This is a genomic window from Bradyrhizobium diversitatis (assembly GCF_016031635.1).
GTDB lineage: Bacteria > Pseudomonadota > Alphaproteobacteria > Rhizobiales > Xanthobacteraceae > Bradyrhizobium > Bradyrhizobium diversitatis.
Map to the genome: position 1 here is coordinate 1 of NZ_JACEGD010000067.1, position 18,142 is coordinate 18,142.

The 18,142-nt window shown below is 64.4% G+C and carries 18 protein-coding genes; 6 read left to right on the plus strand and 12 right to left on the minus strand.

Features of this window, described 5'->3' with window-relative positions; genetic code table 11:
- The 9 genes from H1B27_RS38080 to H1B27_RS38120 all read right to left on the minus strand — a co-directional run.
- Positions 1-265, minus strand: a 265-nt coding sequence (locus H1B27_RS38080; protein WP_197969571.1) for a TfoX/Sxy family protein, incomplete at its 3' end; no start/stop codon positions are given.
- Between the two features lie 198 nt (positions 266-463).
- Positions 464-874 (minus strand): HesB/IscA family protein, encoded by a 411-nt coding sequence (locus H1B27_RS38085; RefSeq protein WP_082822077.1) that lies wholly within the window; start codon positions 872-874, stop codon positions 464-466.
- Positions 875-922: 48 nt separating this feature from the next.
- A complete protein-coding gene (locus tag H1B27_RS38090; protein ID WP_028177247.1) occupies positions 923-1,294 on the minus strand; it encodes an SUF system Fe-S cluster assembly protein in 372 nt (123 codons plus the stop codon).
- Positions 1,291-2,538 carry a cysteine desulfurase gene (locus tag H1B27_RS38095; RefSeq protein WP_061880361.1) on the minus strand — a complete coding sequence of 416 codons (1,248 nt, stop codon included), beginning with the start codon at positions 2,536-2,538 and terminating at the stop codon, positions 1,291-1,293. Before H1B27_RS38095 ends, H1B27_RS38090 begins: the two co-directional genes overlap by 4 nt.
- On the minus strand, positions 2,535-3,839 hold the full coding sequence (gene sufD, locus H1B27_RS38100) for a Fe-S cluster assembly protein SufD (RefSeq protein WP_197969572.1): 1,305 nt from the start codon (positions 3,837-3,839) through the stop codon (positions 2,535-2,537). The genes H1B27_RS38095 and sufD overlap by 4 nt, the downstream gene beginning before the upstream one ends.
- Positions 3,840-3,851: 12 nt before the next feature.
- Positions 3,852-4,601, minus strand: coding sequence for a Fe-S cluster assembly ATPase SufC (gene sufC, locus H1B27_RS38105; protein WP_061880417.1), 750 nt, complete (start codon positions 4,599-4,601; stop codon positions 3,852-3,854).
- A 132-nt stretch (positions 4,602-4,733) separates the two neighbouring features.
- Entirely contained in the window at positions 4,734-6,230 is a 1,497-nt protein-coding gene (gene sufB / locus H1B27_RS38110) for a Fe-S cluster assembly protein SufB (protein ID WP_061880359.1), read from the minus strand.
- Between the two features lie 113 nt (positions 6,231-6,343).
- Complete coding sequence (locus tag H1B27_RS38115) at positions 6,344-7,483, minus strand: cysteine desulfurase family protein (RefSeq protein ID WP_197969573.1); 1,140 nt, start codon at positions 7,481-7,483, stop codon at positions 6,344-6,346.
- Positions 7,484-7,531: 48 nt separating this feature from the next.
- The gene (locus H1B27_RS38120) at positions 7,532-8,725 is read right to left on the minus strand and encodes an acyltransferase family protein (protein WP_061880357.1); all 1,194 of its coding nucleotides are present in this window, start codon (positions 8,723-8,725) and stop codon (positions 7,532-7,534) included.
- Between the two features lie 179 nt (positions 8,726-8,904).
- Here H1B27_RS38120 and H1B27_RS38125 point away from each other — a divergent pair, with 179 nt between their 5' ends.
- Positions 8,905-9,759 carry a LytTR family DNA-binding domain-containing protein gene (locus tag H1B27_RS38125; RefSeq protein WP_246516020.1) on the plus strand — a complete coding sequence of 285 codons (855 nt, stop codon included), beginning with the start codon at positions 8,905-8,907 and terminating at the stop codon, positions 9,757-9,759.
- A 338-nt stretch (positions 9,760-10,097) separates the two neighbouring features.
- Positions 10,098-10,745 carry an alpha/beta hydrolase gene (locus H1B27_RS38130; protein ID WP_024337874.1) on the plus strand — a complete coding sequence of 216 codons (648 nt, stop codon included), beginning with the start codon at positions 10,098-10,100 and terminating at the stop codon, positions 10,743-10,745.
- Positions 10,746-10,755: 10 nt separating this feature from the next.
- On the opposite strand, the gene H1B27_RS38135 is transcribed toward H1B27_RS38130, so the two are convergent.
- The 3 genes from H1B27_RS38135 to H1B27_RS38145 form a co-directional block, all read right to left on the minus strand.
- On the minus strand, positions 10,756-11,079 hold the full coding sequence (locus H1B27_RS38135) for a DMT family transporter (protein WP_131868485.1): 324 nt from the start codon (positions 11,077-11,079) through the stop codon (positions 10,756-10,758).
- Positions 11,080-11,088: 9 nt separating this feature from the next.
- Positions 11,089-11,766, minus strand: a complete 678-nt coding sequence (locus tag H1B27_RS38140; RefSeq protein ID WP_131868484.1) for a glutathione S-transferase family protein — start codon at positions 11,764-11,766, stop codon at positions 11,089-11,091.
- Positions 11,767-12,088: 322 nt separating this feature from the next.
- On the minus strand, positions 12,089-13,192 hold the full coding sequence (locus H1B27_RS38145) for an anhydro-N-acetylmuramic acid kinase (RefSeq protein WP_131868483.1): 1,104 nt from the start codon (positions 13,190-13,192) through the stop codon (positions 12,089-12,091).
- 165 nt (positions 13,193-13,357) lie between these two features.
- On the opposite strand from H1B27_RS38145, the gene tyrS reads away from it, so the two are divergent.
- The 4 genes from tyrS to H1B27_RS38165 all read left to right on the plus strand — a co-directional run.
- Positions 13,358-14,611: a tyrosine--tRNA ligase gene (gene tyrS, locus H1B27_RS38150; protein WP_197969575.1), complete on the plus strand. Its 1,254-nt coding sequence runs from the start codon at positions 13,358-13,360 to the stop codon at positions 14,609-14,611.
- A 57-nt stretch (positions 14,612-14,668) separates the two neighbouring features.
- Entirely contained in the window at positions 14,669-15,940 is a 1,272-nt protein-coding gene (locus H1B27_RS38155) for an MFS transporter (RefSeq protein WP_197969576.1), read from the plus strand.
- Positions 15,941-16,158: 218 nt separating this feature from the next.
- Positions 16,159-16,593: a DoxX family protein gene (locus H1B27_RS38160; protein WP_131868480.1), complete on the plus strand. Its 435-nt coding sequence runs from the start codon at positions 16,159-16,161 to the stop codon at positions 16,591-16,593.
- A 365-nt stretch (positions 16,594-16,958) separates the two neighbouring features.
- Positions 16,959-18,142: methyl-accepting chemotaxis protein (locus H1B27_RS38165; protein WP_197969577.1), on the plus strand; the 1,184-nt coding region annotated here is incomplete at its 3' end.

Genomic DNA, 18,142 nt, shown 5'->3' on the forward strand with positions numbered 1-18,142 from the left:
CTGCGGAATCATCGAACAGGCGTGCTGGCAACTCCCAGTAGGAATTGACCACCACGGTCTTGGCGCGGGTCGAATACTGGAACGGCTTTGAGCCTTCGGCCTCGAAGTCCGGAACGGTCGTCTCGTCGGCGCGGAAGAACAGGCCGGCGCGCAGGGACAGCGCGAAATTGACGCCGTCGGCGGAGATGCCGTAGCCCGAGAACATCTTGCGGATGGTGACGGGGCCGAAATCGGCGAACAGGTCGATCAGGAATTCGCGGTCCATGGGCACGCTCTCTCGTGCCCCGGACGCAGCGCAGCGTGTAACGATGCGCTGCTGAGCCGAGGCCCAGTCCCTCTGCGACGGGAAGTATAGCGTGGGTCCCGGCTCTGCGCAGCAGCGCCATAAGCGCGTTTACGCGCGTCTTCGACGCGCTATGGCGCTGCAGCGCGTCCGGGACACGAGACGGGAGAGTTGGGCTAATTACCCGTCGATCTTGGCGGGACGCAGCTCGACCGATTCGCCGCAGCCGCAGGCGGAGACCTGGTTGGGATTGTTGAAGACGAACTGCGCCTGCATCTTGTCGGCCTTGTAGTCCATCTCGGTGCCGAGCAGGAACAGCACGGCCTTGGGATCGACCAGGATCTTGACGCCCTTGTCCTCGACGACCTCGTCGGTCGGCCGGATCTCGTGGGCGTATTCAACCGTGTAGGACTGACCGGCACAGCCGCCATTCTTCACGCCGACGCGGAGACCTACGATCTCGGAATCGGCACGCTGGGTCAGCTCGCTGATGCGCTGGGCGGCGGCGTCCGTCAGCCGCATCACCTGCGGGCGCGGCCGCCGTGGCTTCGGGGTGGATGCTGGTGTCGAGCCTGACGAAATTTGGGTCATATCAGTGATGTGGTCCGTTGCGGCGCGAATTCAATGCCGGTGGTGGCGTCACCACATGTTGAGCACGAGCCGCGCCTCGTCGCTCATGCGTTCCGGCGACCACGGCGGCTCCCAGACGACCTTGACGTCGACCACGCCGACGCCAGGGACGCTGGCGACCGCGTTCTCGACCATGGTCGGCAGTTCGCCGGCGGCCGGACAGTTCGGCGTCGTCAGCGTCATCAGCACGTCGACCGAGCGGTCGTCCTTGATCTCGACCTTGTAGATCAGGCCGAGCTCGTAGATGTCGGCCGGGATCTCCGGATCGAAGACGGTCTTGAGCCCGGCGATGATCTCGGTGGTCAGACGCTCGGTCTCCTCCGGCGGCAGCGCCGAGTGGGTCTCCATCGGATTGGCTTTGATTTCGGCCGTGTCACTCATGCGAACAAATCCCGCGCCTTCAGCAGCGCCTGTGCCAGATGATCGACTTCTTCCCGCGTATTATACATGCCGAACGAGGCGCGGCATGTCGCCGTCACGTTGAACCGCTCTAAAAGCGGCATCACGCAATGGGTGCCGGCGCGTACCGCGATGCCCTGGCGGTCGATCACGGTCGCGACGTCGTGGGCGTGCGCGCCCTTGAGCTCGAAGGAGATCACCGGGCCCTTGCCCCGCGCCGTGCCGATCAGCCGCAGCGAGTTGATCTCGCGCAGCTTCTCCTGGGCATAGGTGGTGAGATCGTGCTCGTGCGCGGCGATGCGCTCCTTGCCGATCGAATTGACGTAGTCGATGGCGGCGCCAAGGCCGACGGCCTCGACGATGGGCGGGGTGCCGGCCTCGAACTTGTGGGGCGGGTCGCCATAGGTGACGATGTCGCGCGAGACCTCGCGGATCATCTCGCCGCCGCCATTGTAGGGGCGCATCGCGACGAGGTGGTCGTACTTGGCCCAGAGCACGCCGATGCCGGTCGGGCCATACACTTTGTGACCGGTAAAGACGTAGAAGTCGCAGCCGATGTCCTGGACGTCGACCGGCAGATGCACCGCGCCCTGGCTGCCGTCGACGAGCACGGGAATGCCGCGGGCGTGGGCGATCCTCACGACCTCCTTCACCGGCACGATGGTGCCGAGCGCATTCGACATCTGCGTGATCGCGACAAGTCTGGTCTTCGGCGTCAGCAGCTTCTCGAACTCGTCGATGAGGAAATTGCCCTCGTCGTCGACCGGCGCCCATTTGATCACGGCACCCTGGCGTTCCCTGAGGAAGTGCCACGGCACGATGTTGGAGTGGTGCTCCATGATCGAGATGACGATCTCATCGCCCTCTTTGATATTCGGCCCACCCCACGAGGACGCGACCAGGTTGATCGCCTCGGTCGCGTTGCGGGTGAAGATCACTTCTTCGGTGCGCGGCGCGTTGATGAACTGCGCCACCTTGGTACGGCCGCCCTCGTAGGCTTCGGTCGCGGCATTGGCGAGGTAGTGCAGGCCGCGATGCACGTTGGCGTATTCGCTCGCATAGGCCTGCGTCATGCGATCGAGCACCGACTGCGGCTTCTGGGCCGAGGCGGCGTTGTCGAGATAGACCAGATTCTTGCCGTAGACCTGCAAAGCGAGCGCCGGGAAATCCTGGCGCACGCGCGCGACGTCATAGGCGCCGTTCTTGACTGCCGGATGGGGGCTCATGATCGCCGCTCCAGCCAGCGCTCGGCCATGCCGATCACATGCTCGCGCAAACCATCGTCGGCGATCTGCTCGATCGCCTCGCCCACGAAGGCCTGGATCAGCAGCGCCTGGGCCTGCTTCTCCGGCAGGCCGCGCGCCTTGAGATAGAACAACAAGGTGTCGTCCAGCGCGCCGGCGGTGGCGCCGTGGCCGCAGGAGACGTCGTCGGCAAAGATCTCGAGCTCGGGCTTGTTGTCCGCCTCGGCCTCGTCCGAGAGCAGCAGCGCGCGGGTCATCATCTTGCCGTCGGTCTTCTGCGCGTCCGGACGGACGATGATGCGGCCCTGGAACACCGAATGGGCGCGGTCGTCGATCACGGCGCGGAAGATCTCGCGGCTGACGCAGTTCGGCACGGCATGGTCGACCACCAGCGTGGTGTCGCCGTGCTCGGTCTTCTGCAACAGGTTCACGCCGTTGATGGAGAGCTCGCTGCCCTCGCCCGCCAGCGTGATGAAGCCCTGCAAACGGCTGACCGCGGCGCCGCTGGTCATGTTGAAGAAATTGAGCTTGGTGTTGGCACCCACGGTGACGAACTGCGAGGTGATGTTCACCGCATCGGGCGCGTCGTCCATCAGACGGATGTGGGCGACGTCGGCGTCGTCGGCGACCGCGATAATGACGGCGTCATTGACCTGGTAGGTCTTTGCACCGGCTGCGACGAAACTCTCGATGATGGTGGCGCGGGCGCCCTTCCCGACCTTCACCTGCGAGCGAGTGAAGACCGAGACCGACGCGGCGGTCGCCACATGGACGATCTGGACCGGCGCAGAGAGCTGCGCACCATCCGCAATCGACAGCACTACGCCGTCGGTCGCCAGCGCCGCGTTCAGCGCGATGACGGCATCGGTGGATACGGTCTTCAGGACGCCGGCATCCTTCTGCAGCGCCTCCCGCAGCGTCATGAGGCTCACTTCGGATGCGAGCGCCTTCACGTCGGAGAGTTCGGCCGCGAACACGCCGTCGACCAGCACCAGCTTGCGGGCGCCTTCGATCGCATGCGCCTTCACCGCGTCCGAGGCGCGCTTCAGCGCGGCCGCATCGGGTGCAGCCGCCAGCGGTAGCACCTCGCCGACCAAGGCGCGCAGATCGGTATATTTCCATTCCTCGATCCGGCGGTGCGGCAGGCCGAGGCGCTCATAACTCTCGAACGCCTCGCGGCGCGCCGCGATCACATCGGGCGATCCCGACAAGCGGCCTTCGGCGCTGGCGAACAGGTCGCTCACCGCACGGCCGCCTCCGGTCTTTGCCACAGCAACGTTCATCTTCAAAAATCCTTACGCGGCCTCGAACTGGGCGTAACCGGACGCCTCCAGCTCCAGCGCCAGCTCCTTGCCGCCGCTCTTCACGACACGGCCTCTCGACATCACGTGCACGAAATCGGGCACGATGTAGTTGAGCAGCCGCTGATAGTGGGTGATCACGACCATCGCGCGCCCCGGCGAGCGCAGCGCGTTGACGCCGTCGGCCGCAATGCGCAGCGCGTCGATGTCGAGACCGGAATCCATCTCGTCGAGGATGCACAGGCTCGGCTCGAACAGCGCCATCTGCAGCACCTCGTTGCGCTTCTTCTCGCCGCCGGAGAATCCGACATTGACGCCGCGCTTGAGCATGTCCTGCGGGATGTTCAGCGACTTCGAGACTTCACGGACCTTCTTGAGGAAGTCAGGCGTCGAATACTCGCTCTCGCCGCGCGCCTTGCGCTGCGCGTTCAGCGCGGTACGCAGGAAAGTCATGGTGGCAACGCCGGGAATCTCGACCGGATACTGAAATGCCAGGAACACGCCCTTCGCGGCGCGCTCCTCCGGCGCCATCTCCAGGAGATCCTCGCCCTTGAACAGGATCTGACCGTCGGTGACTTCATAGCCGGGCTTGCCGGCGATGACGTGCGAGAGCGTCGACTTGCCGGAGCCGTTCGGCCCCATGATCGCGTGCACCTCGCCTTCATTCACGGTCAGCGTCAGCCCGTGGAGGATCTCACGCTCCTCGACACGAACCTTGAGGTCTTTCACTTCAAGCAAAGCCATCATGTTTTTCCATCTATCCCCTCATCCTGAGGAGCGCTGCAAGGCGCGTCTCGAAGGATTGAGGCCAACAATCTTTCCGGTATCCATCCTTCGAGACGGCCGCTGCGCGGCCTCCTCAGGATGAGGTCCGAGCTAGCCGACCGACCCTTCCAGCGAGATCGAGATCAGCTTCTGCGCTTCCACTGCGAATTCCATCGGCAGCTGCTGCAGCACGTCCTTGACGAAGCCGTTGACGACGAGGCCGACCGCCTCTTCCTGGCTGAGCCCGCGCTGGATGCAGTAGAACAGCACGTCCTCGGAGATCTTCGAGGTGGTCGCCTCGTGCTCGAACGTCGCCGACGAGTTCTTCGCCTCGATGTAGGGCACGGTGTGCGCGCCGCATTTGTCGCCGATCAGCAGCGAATCGCAGGCCGTGAAGTTGCGCGCGCCGGTGGCTTTCCGGTGCGCCGTGACGAGGCCGCGATAGGTGTTCTGCGACTTGCCGGCGGCGATGCCCTTGGAGATGATCCGGCTCGTCGTGTTCTTGCCGAGATGGATCATCTTGGTGCCGCTATCGACCTGCTGATAGCCGTTCGAGATCGCGATCGAGTAGAACTCGCCGCGGGAATTGTCGCCGCGAAGGATGCAGCTCGGATATTTCCAGGTGATCGCAGACCCGGTCTCGACCTGGGTCCAGGAGATCTTGGAATTGTTGCCGCGGCAGTCGCCACGCTTGGTGACGAAATTGTAGATACCGCCCTTGCCTTCGGCATTGCCGGGATACCAGTTCTGCACCGTCGAATATTTGATCTCGGCGTCGTCATGGGCGACGAGCTCGACCACGGCGGCGTGCAGCTGGTTCTCGTCGCGCTGCGGCGCGGTGCAGCCTTCGAGATAGGAGACGTAGGCGCCCTTGTCGGCGATGATCAGCGTGCGCTCGAACTGGCCGGTGTTGCGCTCGTTGATGCGGAAATAGGTCGACAGCTCCATCGGGCAGCGCACGCCCGGCGGCACGTAGACGAACGAACCGTCGGAGAACACCGCCGAATTGAGCGTCGCGTAGAAATTGTCCGAGGTCGGCACCACCGATCCCAGATATTTCTGCACCAGTTCAGGATGCTCGCGGATCGCCTCCGAGATCGGCATGAAGATCACGCCGGCCTTCTTCAGCTCGGCCTTGAAGGTGGTCGCAACCGAGACCGAATCGAACACCGCGTCGACCGCGATCTTGCGGCGGGCCGGGTCCTCTTCGCCGGGCTTCGGCTCGACGCCTTCGAGCATGGCGACTTCCCGCAAGGGGATGCCGAGCTTCTCGTAGGTTTTGAGGATCTCCGGATCGATCTCGTCGAGCGAGGAGATCGTCTTCTTCGGCTTCGGCGCCGCGTAGTAATAGAGGTCCTGGAAGTCGATCTTGGGATAGTCGACCCTAGCCCAGGTCGGCTCCGTCATGGTCAGCCAGCGCCGATAGGCTTCCAGCCGCCATTGCAGCATCCAGGCGGGCTCGTTCTTCTTCTCGGAGATGAACTTGACGGTTTCTTCCGACAGACCCTTGGGGGCCTTGTCGGACTCGATCAGGGTCTCAAACCCATAACGATACTGGTCGACGTCGATGCGCTTCACGCGCTCGACCGTCTCTTGTACGGCTGGCATTCCATCCTCCGCTCGCGGTTTCAAGGACCGCGGTGGATCAAACTCGGTCGAGTATTACGATATTTCTCTGCGGAAAGCACGGGCTTAGAACCATTCGAGCCGTGTTTCGTCGCTTAGCCCTTAAGTAGGGTATTACCAAGCTTTCGCCAAGCCTCTAACGCCCTATTGATGTCTTCTGGTCCCGTGGACCAGCCCAAACTGAGCCGCACCGCTCCCTGGGCGACCGCGGGGTCATAGCCCATGGCCGACAGGACGTGGGACGGCTGGACCTTGCCAGAGGAGCAGGCGGAGCCGGAGGAGACCGCGATCCCCTCCAGGTCGAAGCCAATCACGGCGGTTTCGGCCTTCAGATCGGGTGCGGTGAAGAGCAAGGTGTTTGACAAGCGTTCCACGTCGTCCGAGAAGACCGTCACCCTGGCAACGCCACGCAGGCCATTTTCCAAACGATTTCTAAGAGTTGCCATGCGCTTCACATCCTCCGGCAGAGCCTGAAGCGCGGCTTTCACCGCCGCCCCGAAGCCGGCGACCCCCGCGACATTCTCGGTTCCGGCCCGACGGCTGAGCTCCTGCCCGCCGCCCCGCAGCACCGGCTCCAGGCCGACGATCCCCTCGGCCATCACCAATGCGCCGACCCCCTTGGGGCCGCCGATCTTGTGCGCAGAAAAGGTGGCAAGGTCTGCCCCTACCTTATTGATATCGAACGGGATTTTACCAAGCACCTGGATTGCATCGACGTGCAGGAGGCCGCCGGCCCCATGGGCGACGCTTGCGGCCTCAGCGACGGGCTGGAGCGCGCCGGTCTCGTTATTGGCGGCCATGATTGAAACCAGAGCTGGCGGGCCGTCCTTGAGCTCTGCCTTCAGATCCTCGAGGTCGACCACGCCGGAGCGCGTGACACGGATCAGGCCGATCCTGTCCGCCGGGAACCGGCCGCCGGCCAGCACCGAAGCATGCTCGACCGCCGAGACCAGCAGCCGCTCGACGGGGCCGCCCGAGGGCCCCCGCAGACCCGGCGAGAGCGCCAGCGCATTGGCCTCGGTTCCAGCGGAGGTGAAGATAACGTTCCGTGGCAGTGCGCCGACTGCGGCCGCAAGCGCGGCGCGCGCCTCCTCGACCAACCGTCGCGCCTCCCGCCCTTCGGCATGGACCGATGACGGATTGCCGACGAGGTCATAGGCCGCAACCATCGCCGCCCGCGCCTCGGGGCGCAGCGGCGTAGTCGCGTTCCAGTCGAGATAGACACGTGTCGGCATCTCGCTCTCTTAACACCTTTTGCCAGCGGGCCAACCGGACGGAGCGCATCAGGCCGGCTTATGCCGCTCCGTCCTGAGAACCGTCCGCGGCACCGGCCGCAATCCGAACAGCGGCCGCAGGCAGGCGATGCGCCGGACGATTTCATAGGTCGTCACACATGTGAGTGCGGTCCCAATAATAACGATGAACGCCTCGATCCCGGCCGGCATACCGGTGCCATGCAGTTGATGCGCGATCACGATGATCGCGGTCTGATGCACGATGTAGTACGGGAAGATCGCGTCGGTCAGATAGCGACGCAAGGGACCGTCGGCTGTGAAGTAGCGCCGCGCAAAGCCCAGCACGGCTGCAATCGCGAGCCATTGGTAGCCACCATAGGCCGAGGCGGCGGCCCACTTCAGCGCCGGCGATGGCGCAAACAGACCGGCCCGAACCAGGATGAAGGCCGAGAAGCAGACGGCCGCAGCGACCAATGCCACCCAGCGCCGGGCCTCGACGTTGCGCCAGATCCCTTCCTGCTTCGCCATGAGAAAACCGATCAGGAAGGCCGTGGCGTGGTCCGCGTGGTTGTACCAGTCACCGAACAACGCATGCGTCGACGGGAAGGCCGGGAACAGCACCAGACGCCAAGCCACATACAGCAGGCACGGCACGATCAGGAGCCATGGTCCCGCGAGCAAGACGGCCAGCTTGCGGCCAAGCCAGTCGGCGCCGGCCGGCCAAAGCGCGAGCACGCCCAGCAAGGCCATCGTGTAGACCCACAGATAGACCACGAACCAGAGATGGTTCCAGGTCGGCAGCACGATGCAGGGGTTCGGACAGAACTGCGCCCCGAAGGCAAAATAGTGCCGGGCGTAGAAATCGAAAAAGCCCGCGGAATAGCCGAGGCTCTCGACGATCTGGAGGTAGGACTGCGGCGGCACGATGATGAGCATGCCGAAGATCAGCGGGATCAAGAGCCGCGCCGACCGTGCACCGGCCATCGAGGCGAGACTTGACTTGTCCAGCATGAAGCGCGTGGCAACCCCGGACACCAGAAACAGCAGCGACAGCCGCCAGGGGTTGAGGAACAGCATCACCGGTTCCAGCCAGCTGAGCCGGTGCACGCTCTTGATGTGAAATCCCCAGGACACGTAGAGCATGCCGACGTGGTAGAAGATCAGCAGCCCAAAGGCTAAAATCCGCACCCAGTCCAGATCGATGCGCCTGTCCGAGCTTTGGAATTGCTGTGGTGTTGGCATGGTATTCTGCTCCTTGACGGGACGACGAACGCGGTTTCCGGGCCATGGCTGCTGACACCGAAAATGCTCCGCCGGCGGCGCGCGTCGAGCCGGTTTGGGATCAGAATCGGACACCGGGGGACGAGCCGCCCGCGGCCGGGACGAGTCGCGGGCCTTTCGGGATCAGCGGCGGCGACCGGATGATGTTCGCAGCGATCGCGGCCGTCGCGCTCGCGATCGGAATCGTCAACGCGTTTTCGTTCGCTCAGGACGCGGCCTGGCGCGGCGACAGCTACGACATCGGCCGGCGGCTGTTCTGGGAGATGTCGAGCATTGCCGTCATCCTGCTGCTGCTGCCGATCCTGGTGCTGGCGGTCCGCCGCATGCGCCGAACGCCCGGCCTTGCCGCCCGCGCAGCGATCGGGGCGATCACCCTGCTCGGCTTTTCGGCGCTCCACATCACCGGCATGGTCTGGGTGCGGAAGCTTGCGCTCTGGCTCGCCGGAGGCGCCTACGATTTCCGTTTCTCGCTTGCGACGGTCCTTTACGAATTCCGCAAGGATGCCGTGGCGGCTGTCCTGATCGCCGGCACGATCTGGCTGCTCGAAAGCCGCCGCGAGCTGAAGAGCGCCGCGGCCGCTCCGCCGGCACCACCGCCCTCCCAACAGGCTTCATCGCCGGATGTGATCTGGCTGCGCGATGGCGCGAGCCGCATTCGCGTGGTGCCGCGCGAGATCCTCTGGGTCGCCTCCGCCGGCAACTACATCGAGTACAGCCTCGCCGACGGCACCCAGCACCTCATTCGGGGCACGCTGGCAGCCGCGGAAAGCGAGCTGGCGCGTTTTTCCATCGTCCGCGTTCATCGGACGAGGCTTGCCAATCTCGACCGGGTGCGCGGCGTGGACCTCAAGCCTTCAGGAGACTTCGAGCTCGCCTTCGACAACGGCCAGACGCTCGGCGGCAGCCGGCGTTACCGGCGGGCGGCCGCCTCGCTCGGCAGTCGAACCGCCCCGGCGGGAATCACCACCGCCGATCGACCGGCGAAACAGTCGTGATTCCAATTGGTTGAGCGCTGCCCTGTGGCAGCGCGGCCGGCTCCTGCCGTTCTCCCGTTGAACTCGGGCAGGTCCCGATCAGGGGCGACAGGCCGAAGATGACGCTGCCATGACTGGCTAAGCTGTTGAGCCCATTGAGAGATGTCGAAGAAGCTTGCTTTTTGACCCTTGCCTCGTGTTAGAACGCGCGCGTCAGTTCACCTGCGCGCCACTCGCGCATCATCCGAGGGCGCGCCTCTCCACCCTCATTCGTGCTCCGGTCGGTCGCAACGCTGATGGAGCCACAGTCGGTTGATTGCGCAGGGATCACCTCCAAGGGACTTAAATCAGAGACATCCATGCCTGAAGTCATTTTTACCGGCCCTGCGGGCCGTCTCGAAGGCCGCTATCACCCGGCCAAGCAGAAGAACGCGCCGATCGCGATGATCCTGCATCCGCATCCGCAGTTCCACGGCACGATGAACCATCAGATCGTGTACCAGTGCTACTACGCCTTCGCGCATCGCGGCTTCTCGGTGCTGCGCTTCAATTTCCGCGGCGTCGGCCGCAGCCAGGGCTCGTTCGACCACGGCACCGGCGAATTGTCGGATGCAGCCGCCGCGCTCGACTGGGCGCAGACCATCAATCCCGAAGCGCGCGCCTGCTGGGTCGCAGGCTTCTCCTTCGGCGCCTGGATCGGCATGCAGCTGCTGATGCGCCGCCCCGAGGTCGAGGGCTTCATCTCGATCGCGCCGCCCGCGAACCTCTACGACTTCTCGTTCCTCGCGCCCTGCCCGTCGTCGGGCCTGATCGTGCATGGCGAGAAGGATGCGGTGGTGCCGCCGAAGGACGTCAACACGCTGGTCGAGAAGCTGAAGACGCAGAAGGGAATCGTGATCGACCAGCAGATCATCCCCGGCGCCAACCATTTCTTCGACGCCAAGCTCGAGCCGCTGATGGAGACTATCACGGCCTATCTCGACATGCGTCTCGCCAACGTGCGGTGAAGGATGCAGCTCAAGCCAGCTTGAGCGCGACGATCCCCGTCAAGACGAGCGCGATGCCCGCAAGCTTCATCGCGCTCAAGGTCTCGCCGAACAACACCACGCCCATCACGAAGGTGCCGGCGGCGCCGATGCCGGTCCAGACCGAATAGGCGACGCCGATCTCGAGCACCTTCAAGGCGCGTCCGAGCAGGAAGACGAACGCGGCGAGCAGCACGAGCGATGCGATGCTCCAGCCGGGCCGCGTGTAGCCTTCCGCATATTTCATCGCGATCGCCCAGCCGACGTCGAGCAGGCCTGCGAGCACGAGCATGGCCCAAGCCAGCGACGGAGACATGGCGTGCGCTCAGGCCGCGAGCTTGAGCAGATGCGCGTCGTGCCGCACGAGGAAGGCGCGCAGCAATTGCGGATAGTCCGCGCCGACCGCGCTGCGCACACTCGGACGTTTCGCGAGATCGGCGCGCCACGCACTGACCTTCGGCACATCGCGGAAGATGCCGTGCTCGGTCAGCTCGTCGAACAGGTCGAAATAGCGGAAGATGGGCGCGAACACTGCATCGACCAGGCTGAATTGCGCACCGGAGAAGAATGGACCTGCGCCAAGCGCGGCCTCGACACGCGCGAACTTCGACACCAGCGCCTGTCTCTTGCTGTCGAAGGTCGCCGGATCGGTCGTCGTCTCCAGGCCCCAGAGATCGCCAAGGATCGCCGAGCCGAACTCCATCCAGGCGCGGTGCTCGGCGCGTTTCAACGGATCCGCCGGATGCAGCTTCGCGCCGCCTTGCGTTTCCTCGATGTACTCGCAGATCACGTTGCTCTCGAACAGCGCGACCTCGCCCCTGTCGTTCGTCACCACCAGCACCGGCACCTTGCCGAGCGGCGAGAGCTTCAGAAACCATTCGGGCTTGCTGGCGAGATCTATGTCGATCCGCTCGAACGGCACGCCCTTCTCCTTGAGCGCGATCACCGCGCGCTGCACGTAGGGACAAAGCTTGTGGCTGATCAGTTTCAACGAAGCGGTCATGGCGATGATCCCGGACGGTTAGATGCAACTGCATCCAAGATAGATGCATTCGCATCCACTCGTCAAGTTCAATGCACTTGCATGAAACTTCGAGGTTAGCGAGGAAGCTTCGAGTTTGAGTTTGCGGGACGCGGACAGTCCGCGTACCCCGGGCAAGCGCAATCTTTGCAACTGCACTTGTCGCCCTCAAGATGGTGATATCCGATCGCATGTCCGCAATGGATACAGTCCCCCGACGCCACCGAGAGGCGCCCCAGGCCGGAATCTCCTGAAGAATCCTTCACTTCCGATCTCCCTTGCAGATCCGCCAGCGCTCGCGCGATCAAGGCCGCGCCATGACCCCGCCCGTCATCGGCATCGGCACGCCCGTGGTAGCGGGATACGACAGCGGCAGGCCCTTCAGGCCGCGGGCGGCGAGGAAGCCGAAGGCCTGCGCCTCGATGGCATCGGAGGCCCAGCCGAGCGTCTCGGCGGCCTCGACGGTCGCCGAGCCCACCCGCTCCCGCAGCATCCGCAGCATGGTGAGGTTGCGGGCGCCGCCGCCGCAGACGATCCAGCTCCGCGGCCGCCGCGGCAACAGCGAAATGATGCGGGAGATCGCCGCCGCGGTGAAGGCAGTCAGCGTCGCGGCACCGTCGGCCGGAGCGACGTCGCCGAGCTTCAGGGCGGCAAAATCGTTGCGGTCGAGCGATTTCGGCGGCGGAGCCGCGAAGAACGGCAGCTCCAGCGCCCGCGCGATCCAGGCTTCGTCCACCTTGCCGAGCGCTGCGAATTTGCCTTCCGCATCGAACGCCTGGTTCATGGTGCGGTACATGAAATCGTCCAGGAGCGCATTGCCCGGGCCGGTGTCACAGGCAATCAGCGCCTCGTTGCCGTCGATATAGGTCACGTTGGAGACGCCGCCGATATTGACCACGACGATCGGCCCCTCGCGCTGCAGCGATTGGACAAGCGCCCGGTGGTAGACCGGCACGAAGGGCGCGCCCTGCCCGCCGGCCTCGACGTCGGCCGCGCGGAAATCATACATGACGGGAATATGGATCGCCCTGGCCAGTGCCCGCCCATCGCCGATCTGCACCGTCAGCCGCTTCTCGGGCCGGTGCAGCACAGTCTGGCCGTGGAAGCCGACGATGTCGATGTCCTCCGGCCTCATGCGATTCTGGGCGAGGAAGGCAGTCACCGCCTCGGCATGGGCCCGCGTCACCGCACGCTCGGCATCGGCCAGAATGCCCGGGCGGGCGTCGCGTTGCGAAAGATGCACGGCCTCGCTCAGCGCCTGGCGCAGCAGGTTGCGCTCGGCCGGGCTGTAGGCCCGGTAGCCGGTCGGCCCGAACGCCTTCACCTGTTTTCCGTCGGTTTCGATCAGCGCGACATCCACCCCGTCCAGCGAGGTGCCGCTCATCAGACCGAGTGCCGTCAACATCATGGATCAGCGTCCTCAAGAGACCCGCCCTGGCCTGCCGATCTTGTGCCAGAGGGACACATCTTATAATGCCAACGCGCCAGGTGGCGGGCGGTCATCGGGTTCCCGCGGAAGACCCTTAAATTGCCCCCAAAACAGTAAACCAAGAATTGTCAGGCATGCCGACAGATGACTGCATTTAAATCGGATTTCCTCAATATCCTGCAGGAACGAGGATTCATCCACCAGTGCTCCGATGTCGAGGGGCTGGATGCGCTCGCCGCCAAGGGCGAGGCCATCGCCTATGTCGGCTACGATTGCACCGCCCGCTCGCTGCACATCGGCAATTACCTGACCATGATGATGCTGCACTGGCTCCAGCAGTCCGGCAACAAGCCGATCACGCTGATGGGCGGCGGTACCACCATGGTGGGCGATCCCTCCGGCAAGGACGAGACGCGCGCGATGCGCACCGTCGCCGAGATCGAGGCCAACAAGGAATCGATCCGCGGCGTGTTCGCAAAGGTGCTCCGTTATGGCGAGGGCAAGAGCGACGCCATCATGCTCGACAATGCGGAGTGGCTGACCAGGCTGAACTGGATCGAGATGCTGCGCGACGTCGGCCGGCACTTCTCGGTCAACCGCATGTTGACCATGGACTCCGTGCGGCTGCGTCTCGAGCGCGAGCAGGAGATGAGCTTCATCGAGTTCAACTACATGGTCTGCCAGGCCTACGACTTCGTCGAGCTGGCCAAGCGCACCGGTTGCCGCCTCCAGATGGGCGGCTCGGACCAGTGGGGCAACATCATCATGGGCGTCGATCTCGGCCGCCGCATGGGCACGCACCAGCTGTTCGCGCTGACGACGCCGCTGCTGACGACCGCCTCGGGCGCCAAGATGGGCAAGACCGCGCAAGGTGCGGTCTGGCTCAATGCCGACCAGTTCAGCCCATACGATTTCTGGCAGTACTGGCGCAACACCGAGGACGCCGACGTCGGCAAGTTCCTGAAGCTGTTCACGACGCTGCCGATCGCCGAGATCAGGAAGCTCGAGGCGCTGGGCGGCTCGGAGATCAACGAAGCCAAGAAGGTGCTCGCGACCGAAGCAACCGCGCTGCTGCACGGCCGGGACGCCGCAAACGAAGCGGCGGAGACCGCGCGCCGCACCTTCGAGGAAGGCGCGCTCGCCGAAAGCCTGCCGACGGTGGAAATTCCGCGTGGCGAGCTGGACGCCGGCCTCGGCGTGCTCAACGCCTTCGTCAAGGCAGGCCTCGTTGCCTCCAACGGCGAAGCCCGACGGCAGATCAAGGGCGGCGGCCTGCGCGTCAACGACGCGCCAATTACCGACGAGAAGATGGCGCTGTCGACCGGCAATCTGACTCCGGAAGGCGTGATCAAGCTGTCCTTCGGCAAGAAGAAGCACGTGCTCATCAAGCCTGCATAGGCGTATGAGCTTTTCACTGCTTGTCAGGTCGCGCCGAAGCGCGCCTCCTGACCGGCAATGGACCAGAACGCGACCAAGGAAACGACAGCGGAAGCGAACAGGGAACACGCCGGAAGCACCAGGCCGAAGGCGGTGCGCACTGCTCTCGTCGTGCTCGGCCTGTGCTTTACGCTGGCGGTTCTTGGCCGCGGGCTCAGCGAGAGCTTCACCGTCTTCCTCAAGCCGATCTCCGAAAATCTTGGCTGGGACCGTGCCCAGGCCGTCTCGATCTATTCACTGACCTGGCTCGTCAGCGGGCTGACCGCACCGCTGGTCGGGCGCCTGTTCGATCATTCCGGACCGCGCATCGTTTATGCGCTCGGGCTGCTCCTGCTCGGTTCGGCCTTCCTGATCGCGAGCCAAGCGCAAGCCCTCTGGCAATTCCAGCTGTCGATCGGCATCTGCCTCGGCATCGGCGTTGCCTTCATCGGCATTGTACCCAACTCTATCCTGCTCGGCCGCTGGTTCGGGCCGCGGCTGCCGACCGCCACGGCCGTAGTCTATTCGGCGATGGGCGGCGGTGTGCTGGCCTTGCTTCCGGCCTCGCAGCTTCTGATCGATCATCTCGGCTGGCGCGAAACCTATCAGGTCTACGGCCTCGCCGCGCTCGGGCTGCTGGTGCCGCTGCTGCTCCTGCCCTGGCGCGTGTTCGCGGCCGGCTCACCGCACGTCGCCAAGAAGAGCGATCCTGACTTCGTCGACAGCGGCTGGACGCTCGTGAGCGCGATGCGTCATCATGCCTTCTGGGCGCTGTTCTCGACCTTCTTCTTCACTGCGGTCGGCATGTATTCCATCGCGGCGCAGATCGTGGCCTATCTGATCGACGCCGGCTTCCCACCGCTCCAGGCTGCGACCGCCTGGGGCTTCTCCGGCGTCGTGCTGGTGTTCGGCATGCTCGGCGTCTCCGCGCTCGACGGCCTGATCGGACGCCGGCCGTCGGTGCTGCTCAGCTACGCGATCTCGATCCTCGGCATCGTTCTGCTCTGGCTGCTGCAGTACTATCCGAACGTCATCCTGCTCACCGGTTTCGTCGTCTGCTTCGGCAGCATGATGGGCTCCCGCGGGCCGCTGATTACCGCCACTGCAATGAAGATCTTTCGCGGCAAGCGCGTCGGCACCATCTTCGGCGCGATCTCGATCGGCAGCGGCCTCGGCTCGGCCTTCGGCTCATGGAGCGGCGGCCTGATTCACGATGCAACGCACGGCTACAATCTCCTGCTGGTCTTCGCACTTGCGAGCGTGATCCTCGGAATGATTCCATTCCTGGTCGTCCCCGCCTTGCGGGATTAGGTCTCCCCGACGTAACCTGCATCCCTTGGCGTCACCGGGATATTACGTACGAGCCCGAGGCGAACGCGCAAAAATGGCGGATCGCGCGCGGCTGAAAGGCCGGGCCTGCGGTGTTTTGTCCGACATGACAAAAATGTCAGCGCGGAATTGATCGTAGGTGGCTTGCGAGACGAAACTGAATACGATCCAAGTCGCAGCATTGGATGGAGGGCAAACCAATGGACTTTCCTTATCTCTCTCGCTTTCAACCGGTTCTGCTGAGCCTGTTTCGCTTCGTCACCGGCCTCTTGCTGTTCCAGTACGGCGTCGCCAAGCTGTTCAAGTTTCCGGTGCTTCCCTACTTCGCCAACATTCCGCCGCTGATCTGGACGGCCGGCGCGATCGAGCTCGTGCTCGGCGCGCTCCTGATCCTCGGCCTGTTCACGCGGCTCACCGCGTTCATCCTCTCGGGTGAAATGGCCTTCGCCTACTTCATGGGCCACATGTTCAAGGGCGAGACGCCGGTGCTCCTGCCGCTGCTGAACGGCGGCACCGCCGCGATCCTGTTCTGCTTCGCCTGTCTCTATCTCTCGGCGGCCGGCGGCGGCTCGGTGAGCGTCGATGCAGCGATGGGCAAGGAGAGCGACGCAGGCGGCGCCTATGCGCGGCGCTGACGCGCTTCGCCGGTTAACCTGAAAGCAAGACGGCACCGGCGGATCTGCCGGTGCCGGTCAGCGAGTCCCCAGCACGTTCCAGATGAGAACGAGGACCGCCACGAGCAGCACGGACATGATGATTCGGTGAACGAATCGATTCATGAGCGCTCCTGCCAGGCTGGCTGACCGCCAAAGCGAAAGACCAGTCCTCTCCGGCATCCGCATTGGCCTGCACCGACGCCTGTCGTCGGGTCGGTTGCAGGCTTGCGCATAAGACCGCACGGCAGCTCTCGCGCGGCGCGGTTCTGCGCGCGCATGTTCAAGTTTGGTAAGAACTTCATGCTACCCATGCGAGCAATAATAACCATTCCGTAGGGGCCGTGATGAAGTTGCTGAGCCATTTGAAGATCCGCACCAAGCTTGCCAGCATGGTCTGCCTTGCGGCTCTCACAGTCACGGCCATCATCGGCGTATCGGCTGTGCTCAGCAAGAGCCGCATGATGGAGGACCGCGTCCAGCAGATGCGGACCGCCGTCGAGCTCCTCTACAACTACGCCCAGGCACTCCAGGACGAAGTGACCGCGGGCAAGCTGACGCCGGCCGAGGCCAAAAGCCTGTTCCACCAACGCGGACGCCGCATGAACTTCAACGGCAACCAGGGCTATCCGGTGGTCTACAATCAGGACGGCTCCCTCGTCGTGAACGGCGCCAATCAGCAGCTCGAAGGCAAGATCACCGGTGCCAAGGATTCCAACGGTGTGCTGATCGCCGACGCCATCATCAAGGCCGGCAGCGAGACCGCGCAGGGCGGCGTCACCTCCTATCTCTATCCCCGCCCCGGCCAGACCGAGCCGGTCCGCAAGACCGTGTTCGCACGCAAATTCGCGCCCTGGAACGTGACCATCAGCTACGGCCTCTATGTCGACGACATCGACTCCGACGTACGCGCGCTGACGCTGGAGCTCGGCGCAATCGGCGTGGGCCTGATGCTGCTGATGGCGGCGCTGTCCTGGCTGATCGCCCGCGACGTGCTCGGCGCGCTCGACCGCCAGAAGAATCGCATGCAGGAGATATCCGAAGGGGCCATCGACAAGCCGGTCGAGGAGACCGATCGCGGCGACGAGATCGGCCGCATGGCCGAGACCCTCGAAATCCTGCGCCAGACGGCCTTGACGGCGCGCGCGTTGGAGGCCGAACAGGCCGCCACCAAGACGCGCTCCGAACAGGAGAAGCGCGAGGCGCTGATCGCCCTCGCCGACCGCTTCGATACCTCCGTCGGCCAGCTCGTCGGCCTGATGGCCTCCGGCTCCGGTGAGCTCGAGGCCACCGCCAAGTCGATGTCCTCGACCGCCGAAGGCACCAACCGCCGTGCCTCCGTGGTCGGCTCCGCCGCCACCGAAGCCAGCCAGCGCGTCCAGACCGTCGCGGCCGCCGCCGAAGAGCTCTCTTCCTCCATCACCGAGATCAGCCGTCAGGTCGCGCAATCCGCCGAGGTCACCGGCCGCGCCGTCGACAGTGCCCGCCGCACCGACACCATCGTGCGCGCACTGTCCGACGGCGCCCAGCA